The sequence below is a fragment of the Paenibacillus sp. ALJ109b genome (genome assembly GCF_010747435.1).
Lineage (GTDB): Bacteria > Bacillota > Bacilli > Paenibacillales > Paenibacillaceae > Paenibacillus > Paenibacillus taichungensis.
In genome coordinates this window covers 87233-105286 of sequence record NZ_JAAIFP010000004.1, presented here as the reverse complement: position 1 = coordinate 105286, position 18054 = coordinate 87233, and the positions used below count along the sequence as shown (strand labels likewise).

The window sequence follows — 18054 nt, the reverse complement described above, 5'->3', positions numbered from 1 at the left end:
CATCATCCTGGTTTCCTCAAAGGACGGTATAGAGGTTTATGCAAAAAGGCTGGCCGGTTTAATGCAAAAACAGCGATAGACTAAGAGTTTTTTCAAGCCCTAGGCTAACGCTGTTTTTTTCGTTGTTCTCAATATTTGACCATCTTCATCTAACTATGTCGTAAGTAAGTGGGAAAAGTGATTTTTTTAGGATAGGAAACTCTAGAAAAAAACGCGTGTTTGAAATGGCTTGTGAAACCATTCTGTAGCAACGTTTCCATTTCGTTCCAATTCCAAAAAAAGAATCCGTTTTTATTGTGTATTCTTTTTTTCGTGTGTACAGCAGGAGCGATACTTTCTAATGCTTGCCCTGCCTTTCATATGATTGAGCGCTCATATTCCTTCTTAACTTTGTAAAAAGTGTATTCAGATTCATTTGTGGTCATCCCAAGTCCTACCCTTTTTTCTTGGTTTCAGCAATACCTTCAGCCTGTATAAGCTTGAACCTAAAAAGTTGGAGGCGTCGACACGGCAATCACCAGGGTCTCACCTCTCCATACATTCTTATAGCTATGCGGAGTCTTGGCATCGAAATATATACTATCACCCTCTTCTAACGTATATCTATCATTCCCAAGCATAAACTCCAGGCAACCAGACTGGACATACAAAAACTCCTCTCCTTCGCTGTGTCCTACACCAACATCACCAGAAGTCGCACCTTCTTCAAGCACCCCCAAGATGGGTCCCATCTTATTTCTACTTCCCTCGCTAAGGGAATACCATGTAATACGTGAGCCTTCAGAATGTACCAACGGTTTACGTTCATTTTTTCTCACAACGATGCTTTGCTCTTTCTCTCCAAATAGATCAGTAAAATTCACATTCAACGCATTGGCAATCCGTTTTAGGACACTTATCGACGGATTCGCTTTGTTTCGTTCAATTTCGCTGAGAAAAGATAATGAGATAGATCCTGCTTTTGCCACTTCTTTAAGAGTTAATTTCTGAGTTTTTCGGGTATTTCTAATGACCTCGCCTATAGAATTCATCTTTCATTTCTCCTGAACATTTGAATTTTTTCGCTCTCAGCGAAATTTATATTTTGATAATAATTAAAATATCTAGCAATAGCAAGCTTTCTTACGGTGGTTCAATTTCGGTGTAAAAACGTTGATTTAACAACATTATTGGATTAAGATTTTAACAAGGCTGATGTGCAAATACGTTCCCGGGACATGTACACATAGTTTTTTTTAAAATATAGCATTTCATTTCCAGCGAAATTTTGAAGGAGGGTGATTAGCCATATGACTAAGCTACCTAAGATTTACACCGTAGGCGATACTACTGTTACCCGAGTCACCGAAATGGTAATCAGTGGTGTTCCACCAGAAATTTATTTCCCCGGTACGTGGGATCCCTCTTTTTTAGAAGAGAATCAACAATTCTTCCCAGAGGGATTGATTGACGAAAATTCGCAACTCATCGTGAGTATTGGCACCTGGGTCGTGAAGACACCCCATCATACCATTCTTATAGATACAGCTACAGGTAATGATAAAAACCTGCCACTGAATCCGGAGCTCGCCAATCTGCAGCTACCTTATCTCGAGCGACTTCAAGAGGCAGGCGTTACTCCAGAAGAAGTCGATTACGTGCTACTGACTCATTTGCATGTGGATCACGTCGGTTGGAATACGAAGCTGGTTAACGGCAAGTGGATACCGACTTTCCCGAATGCCAAGTACGTGTTTCCTATTAAAGAACAAGAGTATTACTCCAGCGAAGCAAGCCATAACAAAGAAAATGAAGCAAATTTCAATGTTTACGAAGAAAGTGTACTTCCTATCGTTGAGGCGGGCTTGGCGGAAACTATCAGTCCTGAAGGCGGAAAGTTTCTAGAACTATTTACATTTATTCCGACTCCAGGACACAGCATTGGACAAATGTCCATTCGTCTTTCATCGGGTGGTGAAGAAGCTTTGTTCGGTGCCGATATCATGCATCACCCATTCCAAGTTATGAGACCGGATTGGAATTCGATGTACTGTGAATTTGGCGATCAGGCCCGAATTTCGCGCCGCTGGGCTTTGGAATATGTTGCCGATCGTCCGATTATTTATTTTAGTACGCACTTTCCAGAGAGTTCAGCTGGATACGTCACCCGAAGCGAAGACGGCTTCAACTGGCGCTTTATCTAATACATCGAAGAGAGGAGAAAAATATAATGTCTAACAACACATTCAACAAATCTATCTCCATCGCATCTGAGAACTTTAACATAGCTAGCGATACGCCAGGTATTGAGCTATCGGTCCTTAATAAACGTCCTGCATCTATGACTGTCTTCTCTAATGAGAAAACAATAGTCATGGTTCATGGTGCTACTTATCCAATTGGCAGCCTATATGATGTGGAGCTAGACGGTTTCACCTTCCTTGATTACCTCGCTAGTCATGGTTATGACGTCTATGCAGTAGATGTTCGTGGCTATGGTGGATCCACAAGGCCGCCAGAAATGGAGCAACCTGCTGATCAGAATCCTCCACTTGTTCGTACAGAAACCGGAGTTCGTGACTTTGGCTCAGCCGTAGACTTCGTCCTAAAGCACCGCAATCTATCGAAGGTCAATGTACTTGGGATGTCTTGGGGCGGTACCGTAGCCGGGGCATATACAAGCAGTAATAACAACAAGGTGAACAAGTTAACTCTTATTGCTCCTCAGTGGCTGAGCAACAAACCAATCCCTATTGATACAGGCGGCCCGCTTGGCTCTTACCGCCTTGTACCCGCAGGCAGTACTAAAGAACGCTGGTTAAGTGCTGCTCCTGAAGGAAAACGTGACAGCTTGCTCCCTGAGGGTTGGTTTGAAAAATGGGTTGAAGCAACGCTAGCCTCCGATCCTAATAACAAGACCGTACACCCTGAGCATATTCGCGCTACCAACGGACCGATTCTAGACATACGTGAATATTGGACGGTTGGCAAAGCCTTCTATGAACCAAAAGATATCACCGTACCTGTACTCCTCATTCATGCGGAGTGGGATATCGATGTACCGATAGATTTGGCACAAAACTTCTTTACTTCCTTAACTGGAGCTGCTTATCGCCGTTGGGTGGAAATCGGAGAAGGTACTCATATGGTACTGCTCGAGAAAAATAGAGTTCAAGCGTTCCAAGCTGTTCAATCATTTCTAGACGAGAATTACACACCAGCGGGTCAATAATAACGCGATTAGTGGATTTCAATACAATCTGACATCCGCAGCTTATTGCTGCGGATGCTTTATTAAACGAACAAAAACGACAATAATTCTGTATTCATTAAAGGAGGAAAATTCACCATGAATCATGCTATGATTACATCCACACAAGCGCCGGCGGCAATCGGCCCTTATTCGCAAGCCATTGCTAACGGAAATGTTATTTACACATCTGGAATGCTCCCGATCGATGCTGAAGGCCAATTAAAGGAAGGCATCATTGCACAAACTCAACAGATCCTGATGAACCTTCAGAACGTGTTATCTGAAGCTGGTTTCACCCTGGAAGACGTTGTGAAAACCTCCGTTTTTATGACGAATCTAGATCACTTCGGGCAAATGAATGAGGTTTATAGTCACTATTTTGGTAACCATCATCCCGCAAGAACTACCGTACAGGTAGCTAAGCTACCACGTAGCGCTGACATCGAGATCGAACTGATTGCCATCAAACGACAGCTTAACCAATAAGGCTATTGGATTAGTCAAATTTCGAAAGAAGGCGCATTGGATTGCGAACTTATCTGCTGCTCTTACTTTGTGCGACTCTTTATGGAAGCAACTTTGTATTCGGCTCACTCTTGCTGCATGAGTTTCGTGCAATGCATCTTTCCGCATACCGCCTTGCCGTCTCCTCCATGTTCCTAATTGGCCATCTGATCTTGTCCAAACGTATGACTCGATTGACTTTACGGGATATCATTTACTTAATTCCGCTCGCTATTATTGGGATGTTGCTACACCAGGTATCTTTCTTTACAGGATTGCAGACGATAGATGCAACGACAGCTTCGCTTATTTTATCGCTCTCTCCTATATTTACCGCTTTGCTAGCGCGACTTTTTTTAAAAGAGTCATTCACTCTGCGTATGGTATTAGGATCTCTGGTTGCACTTATTGGAGTTTTTTTCGTAGTCAGCCAAGGTAGAGGATTACATGTATCACTGACAACAGGTATGGGAATCATGTTTATTTGCATGCTCGCATTCTCCGGTTCTACTATCCTAATGAGAAAGCTAACAGAAAAAATGGATGCACTCGGAGCAACTGCGTATTCAACATTCCTGGGCTGCATACTCGTGTTTCCGCTGGCAATATGGCGCGAACCTTATGAGCAGAACTCTCATTCCTTGGGGTGGTGGGCGTTCTTAATCGGTTCTGCTCTACTCATTCAAGGCTTATGTGCAATCATGTGGAACAATCAAATTCGGAAGGTTGGCGCTGCCAAAGCATCCGTTTTTCTGAATCTTCAACCATTCGTGGCCATGGTCCTTGGATACTTCATGATCGGCGCCCCGATTACTTTCTCTCAAGCTGGTGGTTCCATCCTCATTGTAAGCGGAGTAGTTCTTTCTACTTTGGGGAGTTCATCAATAAATAATTCTCATAACAATGTGTTAACACCATATACAGAAAAGGGATGATGAGTGCCGTATAAAAGCTGTGTTTACGTCTCATCGTGTCAGTTGTTCCAAAATAATGTAAACATTTTCATGTATTATAGTACTTAATGAGTTCTAAGTACATTCGCTAAATGTTTAGATATGCATCTAATCAGAAATCGGAATATGTTCTTGTCTATTCCGGCAATCGGTACAAGTTCTTGTCCTTGGCTTGGGACAAGAACTTGTACCGATAAAATAAAAAAGCCGCTAAAATAGCGACTTCAATGGGACCATGTTCTTGTCCCTCGACAACTCTTGACCCGGGTCGTATCAACCTTGGTGTGTTTATGAATAACCCTAATCCATTCTCTCGTTCAACTTACCCTAACTGGCGTTTAAATGCTTTACTGGCGAAGAAATAAGCGGTGACCATAATGCCGACACACCAGGCAAGTGCAATCCAGATATCGTTACCAACAGACCCTTCATACAAGATGGCACGAATCGCATTCACGATTGAAGTCACTGGTTGGTTCTCAGCGAACGCACGGACAATTTTAGGCATGGTTTCAGTCGGGACAAAGGCCGAACTGATAAACGGCAGGAAAATCAGCGGATACGAATAGGCTGTCGCCCCTTCCATAGACCCTGCTGTCAATCCGGGAATGACCGCCAGCCAAGTCAGGGCCAGCGTAAACAGCGCTAGTATCCCAGCTACCGCGAGCCAATCCAAAATACTAGCGCTGGAGCGGAAACCCATCAACAGCGCGACAAGGATAACCACCACCACAGTAAGTGTATTGGAAATAAGCGAAGTCAACACATGAGCCCACAATACCGAGGAGCGCTTGATCGGCATAGTGATGAAACGTGCCATCAACCCGCTCTTTACATCCGTAAACAGCCGCAAGGAAGTATATGCGACGCCGGATGCAATAGCCATCAGCAAGATTCCGGGCAATAAATAATTGACGTAATTGTCCGCGCCTGTCTCTATGGCGCCGCCAAATACGTAGACAAACAGGAGCATCATCATAATCGGCGTAATCGCTACGGTGATAATTGTATCCGGGCTACGCATGATGTTTCGCATTAAACGCTCCAGTAACACCCCTGTTATGTTTTTCATTCACAGCTCCTCCTTTTTACTAATGATGGCTAGGAAAATTTCCTCCAATGTCGGCTGCTTCTTGATGTACTCCACTTTCGCAGGCGGGAACAGCTCTTTGAGTTCAGTAAGGGTACCGGTCGTGATGATTTTTCCTCCATGCAGGATAGCGATACGGTCTGCCAGTTGTTCTGCTTCCTCTAGGTACTGGGTTGTCAACAAGATGGTCGTGCCGCCGCCGGCAAGCTCCTTGACGGTATTCCAGACTTCAATCCGCGCTTCGGGATCAAGCCCTGTCGTTGGTTCATCGAGAAAAATGACAGCTGGTATACCGATCAGACTCATGGCAATGTCAAGCCGACGCTTCATCCCACCGGAATATTTGTCTACCCGACGGTTTGCCGCATCGGTCAGGCTGAATCTTGCAAGCAAATTGTCGACGACTTGAGCTGGATTGGATACAGCACGCATCTTGGCGATCATCATCAGGTTTTCCCGTCCGGTGAGCATGTTATCTAAAGCTGAGAACTGCCCTGTCAAGCTAATGTTCTGGCGCACATGATCCGGTTGACGCTGGACGTCAAAGCCGCAAATCCCTACTTGCCCGCCATCGGGCTTCATTAGTGTAGAAAGGATGTTGACCGTCGTTGTCTTGCCGGCTCCATTGGCGCCCAGAAGTGCGAAAATTTCGCCACGCCGCACCTCAAAATCCACCCCCTGTAATACTTCCTTTTCATTAAAGGATTTTTTCAACCCTTTTACAGATATCGCTGCATCACTCATGCTTCTTCCTCCTTATAAAATGCGCAGCAAGGGTGCTTGAGAAAATCGGAAATATGGTCCAGTACCTTGCTGAGCTAGATTGACTACAATACTCCTTACACTATTAAGTCTGACTGATAACACGTATCACTTAGTACTGGGTAAAAATTTAACTGAATAGCGAAGGCGTCAATTTACATTTGTAACCAGCTAATCAGTCAAAATAATCTATTGAATTTATTTTTTTTCCAATCGGTTCTTGATACTCTGATTCAAATCTTCCCGATACTTGGCGACATAGGTTTTAGCGTTTGCGACTAGTTCGTCGGCGAAAGACGCCACATCTTCCCCGGTTATTTCCAGCACTTGTCTGCCTTCCGCAGCACCGGCTTCGAACAACTCGATTAACTCATACTGAATGTGAAGCATATCCATCCCGTTACCCGTCGCGAAATTCCACATGTAGTTTTGAATTTTCTTATATACGAACTGGTAATCCTCCGGTAGTACTTCAACACGTGCCATCATCATTTTGTACTCTTTTTTATCACCAATCATTTTTTTGAATAATTCCATCATATTATTTCTCCTCCTTTTTTATAAAGCCAACAAGACACTCCAAAAATGTTGGTGCGGAATATTTTATGATGTTAGATTGACTTCAAGACGTTGATTTTAGATGTTACAAAATCCCATTTTTCCCAAAATAGTTCGAGTTCTTGGCGACCATCATCATTAAGCGAGTAGAATTTGCGGGGCGGCCCCATATCTGAAGGTTTCTTCTCAATGTTCACCAGTTTTTTCTTTTCTAATCGCACAAGAATGGTGTAGACCGTCCCTTCCACTACTTCGGTAAACCCAAGCTCGTTCAATTGGCGGGTAATCTCATAGCCATAGGTTTCATGGCGGCTGATAATTTCCAGTACGCAGCCTTCTAGCGACCCCTTCAGCATTTCAGTTAAATTTTCCATGTTCAGATCCTCCTCTAATTTGTCCCTCCCCTAATCAGTCTCACTTATATTCGGTATAACACAGTTCCGGGGGAAATTATTACTCAATTGGGAAACCGAACCCTACTTAGTATTACTTATTACCAGTACATCGTAACACTGAGTAGCAACGGATGTCAACTACCTTTAAATTTTTTTGTGCAACGCTCACTATTCATCTATTCAAATACAAAGTTACCTTGGTTTAAATAAATCATCCCTTGTTCATTCGTCTAATTTTGAAAAGATATGTGAAAGACAGTATACAAAACCACAAGTGCTGTGAAGAAGGGCGAATACATATGGAAATCGATGAAAATAAACAAATTATCATCTCTTGTACCTAAGTTAGGTCGTAAGTTTGGGATGGAGATTATCATTTTGATTTCCCTTATATTTTTAACGATTGGCATTGTACTACGCTCATTATCTAGCGCAATTAATTTGTATCTTGGAACGGCCATTCTTGGATTCAATCAACAATTTCTTATGTGCTCCTTACATGGTTGCCTGAAATCCTAAAAGAACAAGGCATGAACTCCAGTCAATCCGGCTGGTTTCTATCGATTATGCAGTTAGCGCTGCTTCCTTTTACATTTATCGTTCCTGTTCTTACTGGCCGTATGTCTAGTCAACGTTCGTTAATTGGCATCACATCGGTTTTATTTTGGTTGGAACACTTGGGTTGCTTTATGGAAGTCCAAGTATCTTCCTCTTGTGGATCATCACCCTAGGGATTGGAGGAGGTTCGCTTTTGGTTTGTCGATAATGTTTTTCGGATTACTTACCAAAGATGCTCATCAAGCTGCAGAGTTGTCAGGCATGGCGCAGTCCATTGATACCTTTTAGCAGCAATGGGTCCGGCATTAATCGGATATCTGCATGATGCAGCAAACAGTTGGACACTACCGCTCCTTATTTTGGTTAGCGCTTCGATCGTGCTATTTATTGTTGGATGGGGAGCAGCTTGGAACCGATTAGTAGACGTGGCTAAACATTAACTGATCCATGTCTGAGGGAATTACAACGGATATCATTCATCTGTCCAGTTGCCATGTCCTGATTGTTCATTAAGAGAGCTGTCAAACAAACAGCCGATCGAATGATCGGCTGTTATGCATTATTAATAAGTTATCGTTCCTCGGATATTTATCAAATGGTAGGAGCGGGTAATTCATCAATTTTTATACGAAGTAAACTATACGGTTTTTGTCGCAGGTCTTTTCCATAATGAAATCTTGCCTGTCTATGTAATTGGTTCACAATTACATATAAGTATTGATCCGGACCAATAGAAAACGTATCTGGCCATAAAATTCGGGGATCATGGGCGATGGTTTCCATGATTCCATTCGGCAATATCTTTCGAATACTATCGTTTTCATAATCTCCAGCATAAACGTTACCTTTTGCGTCCGTGATCATCCCATCAGATGCACCCTTCTCTCCCCAATACTGCACAAGATCACTTAACTTAAAATCTGGTATCGTTCTGTCTCTTAACGATTCTGTTGAGATCGAGTATAGCTGGCGACTGGTTAATGGACAATAGAATAACATTTTTCCATCAGGGGAAATGGCTATACCATCCGAGGCCAATCGAAAGGGAGATGTCGAACCGTCCGCGTTTCGATTCATCAAAATTTTACCTTCCACTTTCGGCACAAAATACGGATCGGGTGAGGTTGAGCTTGCTCCATGCAACCGTCTATACGCATTTCCGTTTTCTAAATTTACGACGATAATAGCACCTGGACCATTAGAAGAAGAATCCGTTATATATGCGTAACCTGCTTTTCCTACACGAAAGTCAAATCGGACATCATTCAGATACGTTGTCGGCAATACTACATCATCTGTAAATGTATATACTTTTCTTATTGTATTTGTTTCTAAATCTACCGCGACTAATTTTGCCCCTCCTTTAATTGGCTCAGAAAAATTTGGTGCAGCCGTGTCCAGTACCCACAGGGTTCCCCTTCCATCTGCAACAACACTTTGGACACTGATGAAGGACATAGTGATATTCAAAGGGTTTATCAAATTCGTTTCTAAATTAGGATAAGGCTGCAACCGCCCCTCAACAATTTCCGCTACCGTAAATCTAACGTCATCTCCCCATTTCGGGAAGCAAATGAAGATACGCCCGGTTTCTGACAAACTAACACCTGTAGGCATAGCCCCATAAAATGAATAAACGAGTTCTAACTTACCGAAATATTCTTCCATTGGCAACATAGGTTTTATGATATCCTCCCCAAACATTTATTTTGAATAGATATTACCTATAATATGTTCAAGGCATTTTCTAATACCTGGCTCTTAATCATTCTTTTTCTAACCTGAACATCTCAAAAAAAATAGGCTTCGGCACAAGCCGAAGCCTTCTGACGGTCACTCTGCGTGTCTATGGCAAATATATTCTTACGAGCGTCAACGCAGTTCGTTTGCCCATGCGGAGAGTATCGGCGTAAATTCAGGAAATATCATCCGCCTCGTCTACTCAATATAGACAGACGACCATAGCTCGACATTAGGGAGCCTGACTCCACTTCTATACGAAAAAGAAAGCCAATCTCTGCCAAACAAACTGTTTATTGTTGGTCCGGCAGACGTAATGCATTGGCTGAAGTTATCGCTTGATCTAAAAATTCCTCTGCTCGGGTCAATTGCTGCCGGGCTGTCTCCAACGCTTGTGAATTGGTTGCCGCATTAGATTCACTTATCGAGCTTATTGCCTGATTTAAAGCCGTCTGCACCTCAGAAACCGCGTTAGATGCATGCTGCTCCAGCGTATTACCACTCGAGTTAAGTGCACCTTCTGCCGCTTTTCTTGCATTTTCGGTGGCTAGATCAATTTTGTTTTTATTGGGCACCGTGAGTCCTCCTTCCATGAGTAAGATCATTCATTTAAACAGAAATAAGTATGGGGTTGAGATTTTGTTTATATCCATGCGACTGCATGGGAATATTCGGATCTTACTTCTCAGGCATTCCATTTTAGTATAAGATCCAATGCTTTGGAAAATCTAACGTTGATGAAAAAAGGAGGTGATCATCTCTGAATGGCTAATCCAACGCTAGCGCCGCACGAATCGATGGAACTGCATGAAGCGTTAAACTTCAAAACGCTCTGCCTCGCTAAGTCGAAACTTATGCAAGGCCTGGTCTTTGACCAAGAGCTAAAAGCCTTAATGCAGAAAGACGTAACTCAATCCATACAACAGATCGCTGAGCTGCAAGCAATATATGCAAGGGCTCCTTTCCAAGCACCCGTTCCGAATAATCCGACACCTATAACACATTAAGGGGAACTCAGATGAATACCGATTATTTAGATCCGATTAATTCATTAAATATGCCGGAAATGGCTGACATGACTTTTGCCATGGACTTTCTTATTCGTGCCAAGGAGGGTGTGCGTAATTTGTCCATCGCCCTGACGGAAACGGCTTCACCTGATGTAAGAGCCCTGCTGCACAATCACCTTAAGCTGGGAATTGCAATGCACCAAGAAATCTCGGAGCTCATGATTCGCAAAAAATGGTTCCATCCTTACGAGCTAAATGAACAGTACCAACTCGACCAGCTTTCGGCGAAAAATACGGTGATGATCGGGCAGATGAATCTGTTCCCGGATGATACGTCGCGTAAAGGGATGTTTGATCGGACCCCAGATGAGCATATTGGAGGACATAAAGCATGAAGGCGGTAACGTATCAAGGGATTAAAAATGTCGTGGTCAAAGAGGTGCCTGATGCGAAGATTGTGAAACCGGACGATATGATCGTAAAGATCACCAGTACCGCCATTTGCGGTTCTGACCTTCATCTTATTCACGGGATGATCCCTAACCTTCAGGAGAACTATGTCATCGGACATGAGCCGATGGGGATCGTAGAAGAAGTAGGTCCTGGCGTGACAAAGGTAAAAAAAGGCGATCGTGTGATCATCCCGTTCAACATCGCATGCGGAGAATGCTTTTTTTGCAAAAATCAGCTGGAAAGCCAATGTGACAATTCAAACGAACACGGGGATATGGGCGCATATTTCGGCTACTCTGGAACGACGGGCGGATATCCTGGCGGGCAAGCCGAGTATTTACGGGTCCCGTTCGCCAATTTTACCCACTTTAAGATTCCTGAAAACTGCGAACAACCGGACGAAAAGCTAAGCTTGATTGCCGATGCCATGACTACAGCATTCTGGAGCGTAGATAACGCCGGCGTAAAGAATGGAGATACAGTCATCGTGCTCGGCTGCGGTCCGGTCGGACTCCTGGCCCAGAAATTCTGTTGGCTGAAAGGAGCTAAGCGGGTCATAGCCGTCGACTATGTCGATTACCGCTTAAAGCATGCGAAGCGAACGAACAATGTGGAAATCGTGAACTTCGAACAGGATAAGAATATTGGAAACAATCTCAAGGAAATGACCAAAGGTGGCGCCGATGTCGTGATTGATGCGGTAGGAATGGACGGCAAGATGAGCGATCTTGAATTTCTAGCCAGTGGTATGAAACTGCAAGGCGGAACCATGAGCGCATTTATCATTGCATCTCAGGCGGTCCGCAAAGGCGGCACCATTCAAGTCACTGGGGTATACGGCGGACGCTATAACGGATTCCCGCTCGGTGACATCATGCAGCGAAACGTGAATATCCGTTCCGGACAAGCTCCGGTCATTCACTACATGCCATATATGTACGAGTTGGTTACGTCTGGCAAAGTGGACCCTGGCGACATTGTTACGCACGTTATTCCGCTTAGCGAGGCCAAGCGGGGCTATGAAGTGTTCGATACGAAAACGGACGATTGCATTAAAGTCATCTTAAAGCCTTGAATATGAATAGATACATGGGAGGACAATCTGAATGAATTCCACTTACGCTTTGCATGAGATGCTCGAGGTGCATGAAATAGCTGCGTTCAAGACGGTTTGCATGACTAAATCTAAGACCATGCAAGCTCTAGTTACCAACCCGGAGCTCAAGCAAATTTTGCAACAAGATGCATCATTATCACAACAGCAGCTTCAGGAGCTCGGTGAAGTGCTGACTAAAGCGACTTTATAGGAGATAAAAAAATGAACCCAATATTAGAACACATGACAGGGCTTCATACGCTGACCGATGACGTCATCGCAATGGATTTTTTGATGAACGCCAAGAGCGGTGTCAGAAACTACGCCATGGCCGTGACCGAATGTGCCACCCCAGAAATCAAGCAAATTTTGATGAAACAGCTCGATGAGGCCATAGACTCTTATGAAAAGATATCCACTTACATGATGCAGAGTGGCTTATACCATCCCTACCATATTCCAGAGCAAATCCAGCTCGATCTGAAAAACATTCAGACCGCTATGAACCTTCCGTCCTGAAGCCGTTTTCCGTTCCAGCAATATGCTTTAAGTACAATGGTTCAGGATCTTTTTTGATTTTATCCAGAGACTTCAGAGAAAAGAAAAAATCCCGTATAGTCAAATTAGTTCATGTTAAAGACGACGCTCTTAATTTTGAATTTGGCCCCTTCCACAAAATAAAGTGGAGGGGCATTTGATTCTCAAAAGCAAAAGTTTTCCGTCAAGTACATCATCTGATGTCATGAATACATATTCACCATCCGTTTCTTTGTCAAAGAAAAAATAATGTAACACAGTACCATTCATCCATTTCCTGTCAATTTGTGCTATTACCTCTCTTCGATTGGGATTAACATCTGCATTAAATTCTCTTTCAGGGACTATCGGCAATGAACAATAATTTTTATCACAATATACTTGATTTTTGTATTTTATGGGTACGCCTAATAAATCTCCATGTTGGCTTACCGTCAAGCCAACTATCCCACTTATCTCTCTGTCTGTTTATTTTAAAAAGGGATATGAGTTCTTTCGTCGATACTTCCTTTTCTAGGTGTGAACTTAGAAAGTATCTATGGTGATTTCGATAATATTGCTAAATCAATTAAGTTTAACAATCACCTGTTACTTCAGGAGAAACAAGAGATTAAGAAAAATAGACATAAGATGATTAGCAGAGAAATTTAACATGTATCAGAATGAGCAGTTATTGCTGGGGGACCGATCACACGGTAGAATACCAACTGCATTGTACCCCTTCTGCCTATTTCAAAGGTTTTTCGGAATATGCAGATTGATCTTCCCTAACAAATTCATTGTTGTATACTCGACATTGATATCATGTTCCCACTCTTTTCAGCAATGGAATGGAGTTTTTGCCTTTAGAGAGCGATTTGTGCTTTTATCTCGCCACATTAATTCTGTCATGATAATATTTAGATAACAATCTAATCCGCAATAATACAATGTTCTTGTCCTTTTCGGCAAAGGAACCAAGTTCTTGTCCTTGGACAAAAATCATACCAATAAATATTCTATTATTGCTTTTAGAATACATCCTCACATTTTTGCCCCTTTCTGACTTTTGGAAGTCACGTAAATCTGCCCGTTAGCTTCGTAATTGTTATGAATTAAAAAAAGCCAAAAGCGATAGTTCACGCGCTTTTGGCCTTTCGTATTTTTTTTTACCCACTTTGAAATTTTCATTTGTTTTAGCCATGGCGGCTGCTAAACATAGTCTGTTTACGTATTGATCGACATATTTGATACAATTCTTTGTCTCAAAATTTAGTAACCTCCTGGATTGACGGAGAAAATAAAATCCAATAATCCAGGAAACTTTTTGTTTAAATCATCCGTTCTAATAGAATAAAAATGTTGCGATCCATCTACACGAACACGTATTATCCCCGCTTCCCTTAATTTTTTAATATGATGTGAAACAGTAGACTTTGAAATGTTAAATTCGTAAGAATAATACGTACACACTTCTTCACCTTTACTAGCTATGCTTTTAACAATCTTTAGTCTATTTGGGTCACTTAGTGCATGAAGTACCTTTGATAACTGCAAACTTTCAGTTGGTGGATGTTTAGGTATTGTCATGGGTCACATATTAGTTATGGGATAACGACTATGATCACGTTCCATTTCCTCTAAAGATATATTCTTTAACTCGTTCATCATTCTTTGATATTCAAACAACAACCGATGTATCGGGGATGAAAGGACAAAAAAACACCTGAGCATACAGAAAAAAAGGAAGGGGAACCCCCTATCCTCAGATTGGCGAGAGTCCCTGTCTTTTTGAGACATGGGTTTCTTTTCTTTACGTCAATCAGGCCATCACATGAGAAAAACAGGGGATTACCCCTGTTTCGCCAGGCAATATTACGGTCTTGTAAACCGCGACAGATCGAGTAGTTAAGTTACCTGAATCAAGTGCAACAACTTCAACTTGAAAACCAATAGGTTCCCTCGGCGATCCCTAATCAATAGTTTTTGTTTTTTTCTGATATCGAAAAAAGCTTTTGGCTATCCGACTTCTAAGTATGTAATTTCTTGTCTTGTAACAAACCTAAAAGGAGTGTATCAAAGTTCCAATTCGGACTTTGATACACTCCTTTTTTATTTAATAAATCTTCAATCAAGAAATGCTTGATGTAATGCCTCTAAACCATCTTTATAGATGCCATGGAACAGGTCAATAGCCTCATCGTCACTAACACCTACAGGCGTGAAACTGCCAGACCACTCTACCAACGATGATTCACCATCAGTACCTTCCATAACGTGGATTGTGGATAAATAATCAGTAACCGGAAAAGGTGCTTTCATAATTGAATAGGTGTAGTAACACTCCTTATCATTGAATACTTCCAAGCGCTCTACAATTGCATCACCATCAAGGTTAGTCAGACGCCGTACACGTCCGCCCTCACTTGCTTCACTTTTTGGGATAAAAGGCAACCAGTCTGGAAGAGAGTCAAAGCCTCCTAGTAACTGCCATACTTTTTCAGGTGAAGCAGAAATTTTTATTGACGTAGTCGTTTGTGCCATCTTGGTTTCCCCCTCTTTATTCCTTTTTTATTTAGTGTTGATTGGCAGTGGTGCATTAGGCGCTACTAGTTTTTGTTCGCGTATTTCTTCCCAAAACGCTACTGGAACTGCGGTGTTCAAAGCAGCTTTATCTTCTGCAATCCGCTCTGGTTTACTTGCACCAGGTATCACGGCGGCAACCGCCGAATTAGCTAGGGAAAATTGTAAAGCAGCCGCTTTGATGCTGATTTGGTGACGGTCTGCAATGCTTTTGATTTTCTCAACTTTTGCCATGATTTCCGGTGAAGCTTTTTGATATTCGTAGTGAGTTCCTCCAGCAAGAACACCTGAGCTATACGGACCTCCAACGACAATGTCCATATTATGTTTTACAGCTGCAGGCATAAGTCTTTGCAGTGCACGCTCATGGTCTAACAAGGAATAACGTCCAGCCAACAAAGTTACATCGGGTTTTACCTCTTCCAATTCCAACAAGAGTTCAACGGGTTCAACTCGGTTTACTCCGAGCCCCCAACCCTTAATGATACCTTCTTCACGCAAACGCGTAAGCGCTCGGAACGCTCCTGTTCGCGCAACTTCGAATTGCGAGATCCACGTATCACCATAAAAGTCCTGTGCTACATCATGAATATATACAAAATCGATACGATCTGTTTTTAGACGTTTCAAACTATCCTCTATGGAGCGAAGAGTTGCATCTGCGCTATAGTCATTAATAATTTTATTCTTACGACCAAATTCGAAAAGACCGCCTTTTTCACCAAGATTGCGTGTAGATGGATCTTCCAATTCATCCGAAATAATTCGACCTACTTTTGTACTTAGGATATACTCATCTCTATTTCTTTTCGACAACGCTTCACCAAGACGCATCTCCGCCAAGCCAGATCCATAAAGTGGAGCTGTGTCAAAGTAACGAATGCCACTCTCCCAAGCCGCGTCTACCGTTGTAATAGCTTCTTCCTCCGGGATATCGCGGTACATATTTCCTAGCGGTGCAGAACCAAAACCTAGTTTCCCTTGCAGTATATTTTTCATATATAATAAACCCTCCTAAAATTATATTTAAATTCTTTATGTCAGAAAACACTGACATACAAAATTAACAAATGTCATTTCGTCGTCTGACAAAATTGATTATGAAACATCTAAACAGAAAAAAATAGTACGCACTTTAAAGTAATATAGGAACTAAAAAGTAATATAGGACCCCCTGTTGCTCAGATTCCGCTGAAATAAGTAACCTTTTTTCAGTATCTGCTTAAGAGCATTAGTTGTACCCAAATGAAATTCCAAACTCCGAGCATCGCGATTAGGATCACTAGTCAACCTAAGACTACAGCGCGAACGCCCCCCTACGCTCTATCGAACTAAGCTTGAAACGTTTAAAAACAGATTGTCTCGACATTATATTCATTTACAGCGTGTCTTTCATGTTTAGTTTGGTATTCGGATAGAACAAGTTAAGGATAGTTTTCAGGAACTTCTACGGTTTACCCGCCGTACGACCCGTAAGCGAGAAGCATCAGGCAACCGTCGGCATCGATGACTTGACCATTGCTAATGTATCAAACATGGCGTCGATCTCTTCTGGGGATTCCAGTTCGGCGCGGCAGATGAGAGCCTGTACGCCTAGCGAACGCACTCATTTGATGAATAAGTTTAATAGGATCATATCGAATTAGACAGGCTAATCGTTCCTGCTATGCTAATATACCGTCTCAAAGATGGATAAATAACGAATACGAATAAGTCCATATTTTTACTTGTAGACTTTATTTTTAGAACACACTACGTACTAATCCACCGTCTATTCTCAACGCAGAGCCATTAATAGCTGAGGAAAGTGGACTACTTAAGAACGTAACAAAATGTGCAACTTCTTCTGGACGAATGAATCGTTCTATTATAGAAGTAGGGCGGTTCTCTTTCATGAAACGCTTTTCGGCCTTATCCATTGTTAAGTTTTCATTCGGATAAAGACTATTTAACATTGTCTCTACACCTTCGGTTAGAGTTGAGCCTGGCATTACTGTATTTACAGTGACATTTGTACCTTTACATAACTCTGCTAAGCTACGGGAAAGAGACAATTGCATGGTTTTTGTTGCACTGTAATGAGGCATTTCCTGGGATGGCATAATAGCTGCCTCACTTGCAATAAAGACAACTCTGCCTTCTTTTTTGTGAATCATTTTCTTAAGGTATGAGCGAGTTAGCCGGACACCGCTCATCATGTTCACTTCAAAAAAACGAAACCAATCATCATCTGGTATGTCAAAATAATCAACGGGTTCGAATATGCCCAAATTATTGATCAAGATATCTACTTCTGGATATTCATTGAATATCTGTTGACAGCCTTGTTCCGTTCCTAAATCATAAACAGCTGGCTTTAGAGTGGCTTGTTGGTATTGTTTCTGAATTTCATTGATGGTTTCAAGCACCTTTTCTTCCCGTCGTCCATTAATAAGAATCGTAGCACCCTCAGCGGCTAATGAGAAGGCAATAGCCTTGCCAATACCTGCAGTTGATCCTGTAACAAGTGCGATTTTCCCTTGTAAATTCAATTTCATTTTACATTCCTCCATATATTGAGTTGACACTGCAAAGGGTGAAAAAAGAGTAATAGGTATTTATTAA

The 18054-nt window shown here is 42.2% G+C and carries 21 protein-coding genes and 1 pseudogene; 10 read left to right on the top strand and 12 right to left on the bottom strand.

Translation table 11 applies throughout. The features are described from left to right. Positions 1-485: 485 nt before the first annotated feature. The gene (locus G3352_RS03540) at positions 486-1031 is read right to left on the bottom strand and encodes a helix-turn-helix domain-containing protein (RefSeq protein WP_163753850.1); all 546 of its coding nucleotides are present in this window, start codon (positions 1029-1031) and stop codon (positions 486-488) included. Between the two features lie 258 nt (positions 1032-1289). Here G3352_RS03540 and G3352_RS03535 point away from each other — a divergent pair, with 258 nt between their 5' ends. From G3352_RS03535 to G3352_RS03520, 4 genes are all read left to right on the top strand, one after another. Next, positions 1290-2183 carry an MBL fold metallo-hydrolase gene (locus G3352_RS03535; protein ID WP_163753847.1) on the top strand — a complete coding sequence of 298 codons (894 nt, stop codon included), beginning with the start codon at positions 1290-1292 and terminating at the stop codon, positions 2181-2183. 26 nt (positions 2184-2209) lie between these two features. Further along, the gene (locus G3352_RS03530; protein WP_163753845.1) at positions 2210-3211 is read left to right on the top strand and encodes an alpha/beta hydrolase; all 1002 of its coding nucleotides are present in this window, start codon (positions 2210-2212) and stop codon (positions 3209-3211) included. 117 nt (positions 3212-3328) lie between these two features. Next, positions 3329-3718, top strand: coding sequence for a Rid family detoxifying hydrolase (locus tag G3352_RS03525; protein ID WP_163753843.1), 390 nt, complete (start codon positions 3329-3331; stop codon positions 3716-3718). A 41-nt stretch (positions 3719-3759) separates the two neighbouring features. Further along, entirely contained in the window at positions 3760-4671 is a 912-nt protein-coding gene (locus G3352_RS03520; protein ID WP_163753841.1) for a DMT family transporter, read from the top strand. 340 nt (positions 4672-5011) lie between these two features. Here the strand turns inward: G3352_RS03520 and G3352_RS03515 are convergent, their stop codons facing one another. The 4 genes from G3352_RS03515 to G3352_RS03500 form a co-directional block, all read right to left on the bottom strand. Then, on the bottom strand, positions 5012-5761 hold the full coding sequence (locus G3352_RS03515) for an ABC transporter permease (RefSeq protein ID WP_163753839.1): 750 nt from the start codon (positions 5759-5761) through the stop codon (positions 5012-5014). Continuing rightward, entirely contained in the window at positions 5762-6523 is a 762-nt protein-coding gene (locus G3352_RS03510) for an ABC transporter ATP-binding protein (protein WP_163753837.1), read from the bottom strand. Between the two features lie 216 nt (positions 6524-6739). Next, complete coding sequence (locus G3352_RS03505) at positions 6740-7081, bottom strand: DUF1048 domain-containing protein (RefSeq protein WP_163753835.1); 342 nt, start codon at positions 7079-7081, stop codon at positions 6740-6742. Between the two features lie 71 nt (positions 7082-7152). Further along, the gene (locus tag G3352_RS03500; protein WP_163753834.1) at positions 7153-7473 is read right to left on the bottom strand and encodes a PadR family transcriptional regulator; all 321 of its coding nucleotides are present in this window, start codon (positions 7471-7473) and stop codon (positions 7153-7155) included. A gap of 488 nt (positions 7474-7961) precedes the next feature. Between G3352_RS03500 and G3352_RS03495 the strand changes: the two are divergent. Then, positions 7962-8492: pseudogene (locus G3352_RS03495) on the top strand (MFS transporter); the annotation flags it as partial. A 151-nt stretch (positions 8493-8643) separates the two neighbouring features. Here the strand turns inward: G3352_RS03495 and G3352_RS03490 are convergent. Further along, positions 8644-9756 (bottom strand): L-dopachrome tautomerase-related protein, encoded by a 1113-nt coding sequence (locus tag G3352_RS03490; RefSeq protein WP_205524686.1) that lies wholly within the window; start codon positions 9754-9756, stop codon positions 8644-8646. 329 nt (positions 9757-10085) lie between these two features. Next, complete coding sequence (locus G3352_RS03485) at positions 10086-10367, bottom strand: hypothetical protein (protein ID WP_163753832.1); 282 nt, start codon at positions 10365-10367, stop codon at positions 10086-10088. A gap of 189 nt (positions 10368-10556) precedes the next feature. On the opposite strand from G3352_RS03485, the gene G3352_RS03480 reads away from it, so the two are divergent. Genes G3352_RS03480 through G3352_RS03460 form a run of 5 tightly spaced genes read left to right on the top strand, consistent with a single transcriptional unit; the run spans position 10557 to position 12870 of the window. Beyond that, entirely contained in the window at positions 10557-10799 is a 243-nt protein-coding gene (locus G3352_RS03480; protein WP_163753830.1) for a spore gernimation protein GerQ, read from the top strand. Positions 10800-10810: 11 nt separating this feature from the next. Continuing rightward, positions 10811-11197 (top strand): spore coat protein, encoded by a 387-nt coding sequence (locus G3352_RS03475; RefSeq protein WP_163753828.1) that lies wholly within the window; start codon positions 10811-10813, stop codon positions 11195-11197. Then, positions 11194-12330, top strand: coding sequence for a zinc-dependent alcohol dehydrogenase (locus G3352_RS03470; protein ID WP_163753826.1), 1137 nt, complete (start codon positions 11194-11196; stop codon positions 12328-12330). The genes G3352_RS03475 and G3352_RS03470 overlap by 4 nt, the downstream gene beginning before the upstream one ends. A gap of 31 nt (positions 12331-12361) precedes the next feature. Then, positions 12362-12562 (top strand): hypothetical protein, encoded by a 201-nt coding sequence (locus G3352_RS03465; protein WP_163753824.1) that lies wholly within the window; start codon positions 12362-12364, stop codon positions 12560-12562. Positions 12563-12573: 11 nt separating this feature from the next. Then, positions 12574-12870 (top strand): spore coat protein, encoded by a 297-nt coding sequence (locus G3352_RS03460; protein WP_163753822.1) that lies wholly within the window; start codon positions 12574-12576, stop codon positions 12868-12870. A gap of 129 nt (positions 12871-12999) precedes the next feature. Here the strand turns inward: G3352_RS03460 and G3352_RS03455 are convergent, their stop codons facing one another. The 5 genes from G3352_RS03455 to G3352_RS03435 all read right to left on the bottom strand — a co-directional run bounded on the left by G3352_RS03455 (position 13000) and on the right by G3352_RS03435 (position 17987). After that, on the bottom strand, positions 13000-13326 hold the full coding sequence (locus tag G3352_RS03455) for a hypothetical protein (RefSeq protein ID WP_163753820.1): 327 nt from the start codon (positions 13324-13326) through the stop codon (positions 13000-13002). An 813-nt stretch (positions 13327-14139) separates the two neighbouring features. Then, on the bottom strand, positions 14140-14457 hold the full coding sequence (locus G3352_RS03450) for an ArsR/SmtB family transcription factor (protein ID WP_163753818.1): 318 nt from the start codon (positions 14455-14457) through the stop codon (positions 14140-14142). A gap of 537 nt (positions 14458-14994) precedes the next feature. Beyond that, entirely contained in the window at positions 14995-15411 is a 417-nt protein-coding gene (locus tag G3352_RS03445) for an SRPBCC family protein (RefSeq protein ID WP_163753816.1), read from the bottom strand. A 27-nt stretch (positions 15412-15438) separates the two neighbouring features. Then, positions 15439-16449, bottom strand: a complete 1011-nt coding sequence (locus tag G3352_RS03440; RefSeq protein WP_163753815.1) for an aldo/keto reductase — start codon at positions 16447-16449, stop codon at positions 15439-15441. A gap of 743 nt (positions 16450-17192) precedes the next feature. Further along, positions 17193-17987: an SDR family NAD(P)-dependent oxidoreductase gene (locus G3352_RS03435; protein ID WP_163753813.1), complete on the bottom strand. Its 795-nt coding sequence runs from the start codon at positions 17985-17987 to the stop codon at positions 17193-17195. Between the last annotated feature and the right edge of the window lie 67 nt (positions 17988-18054).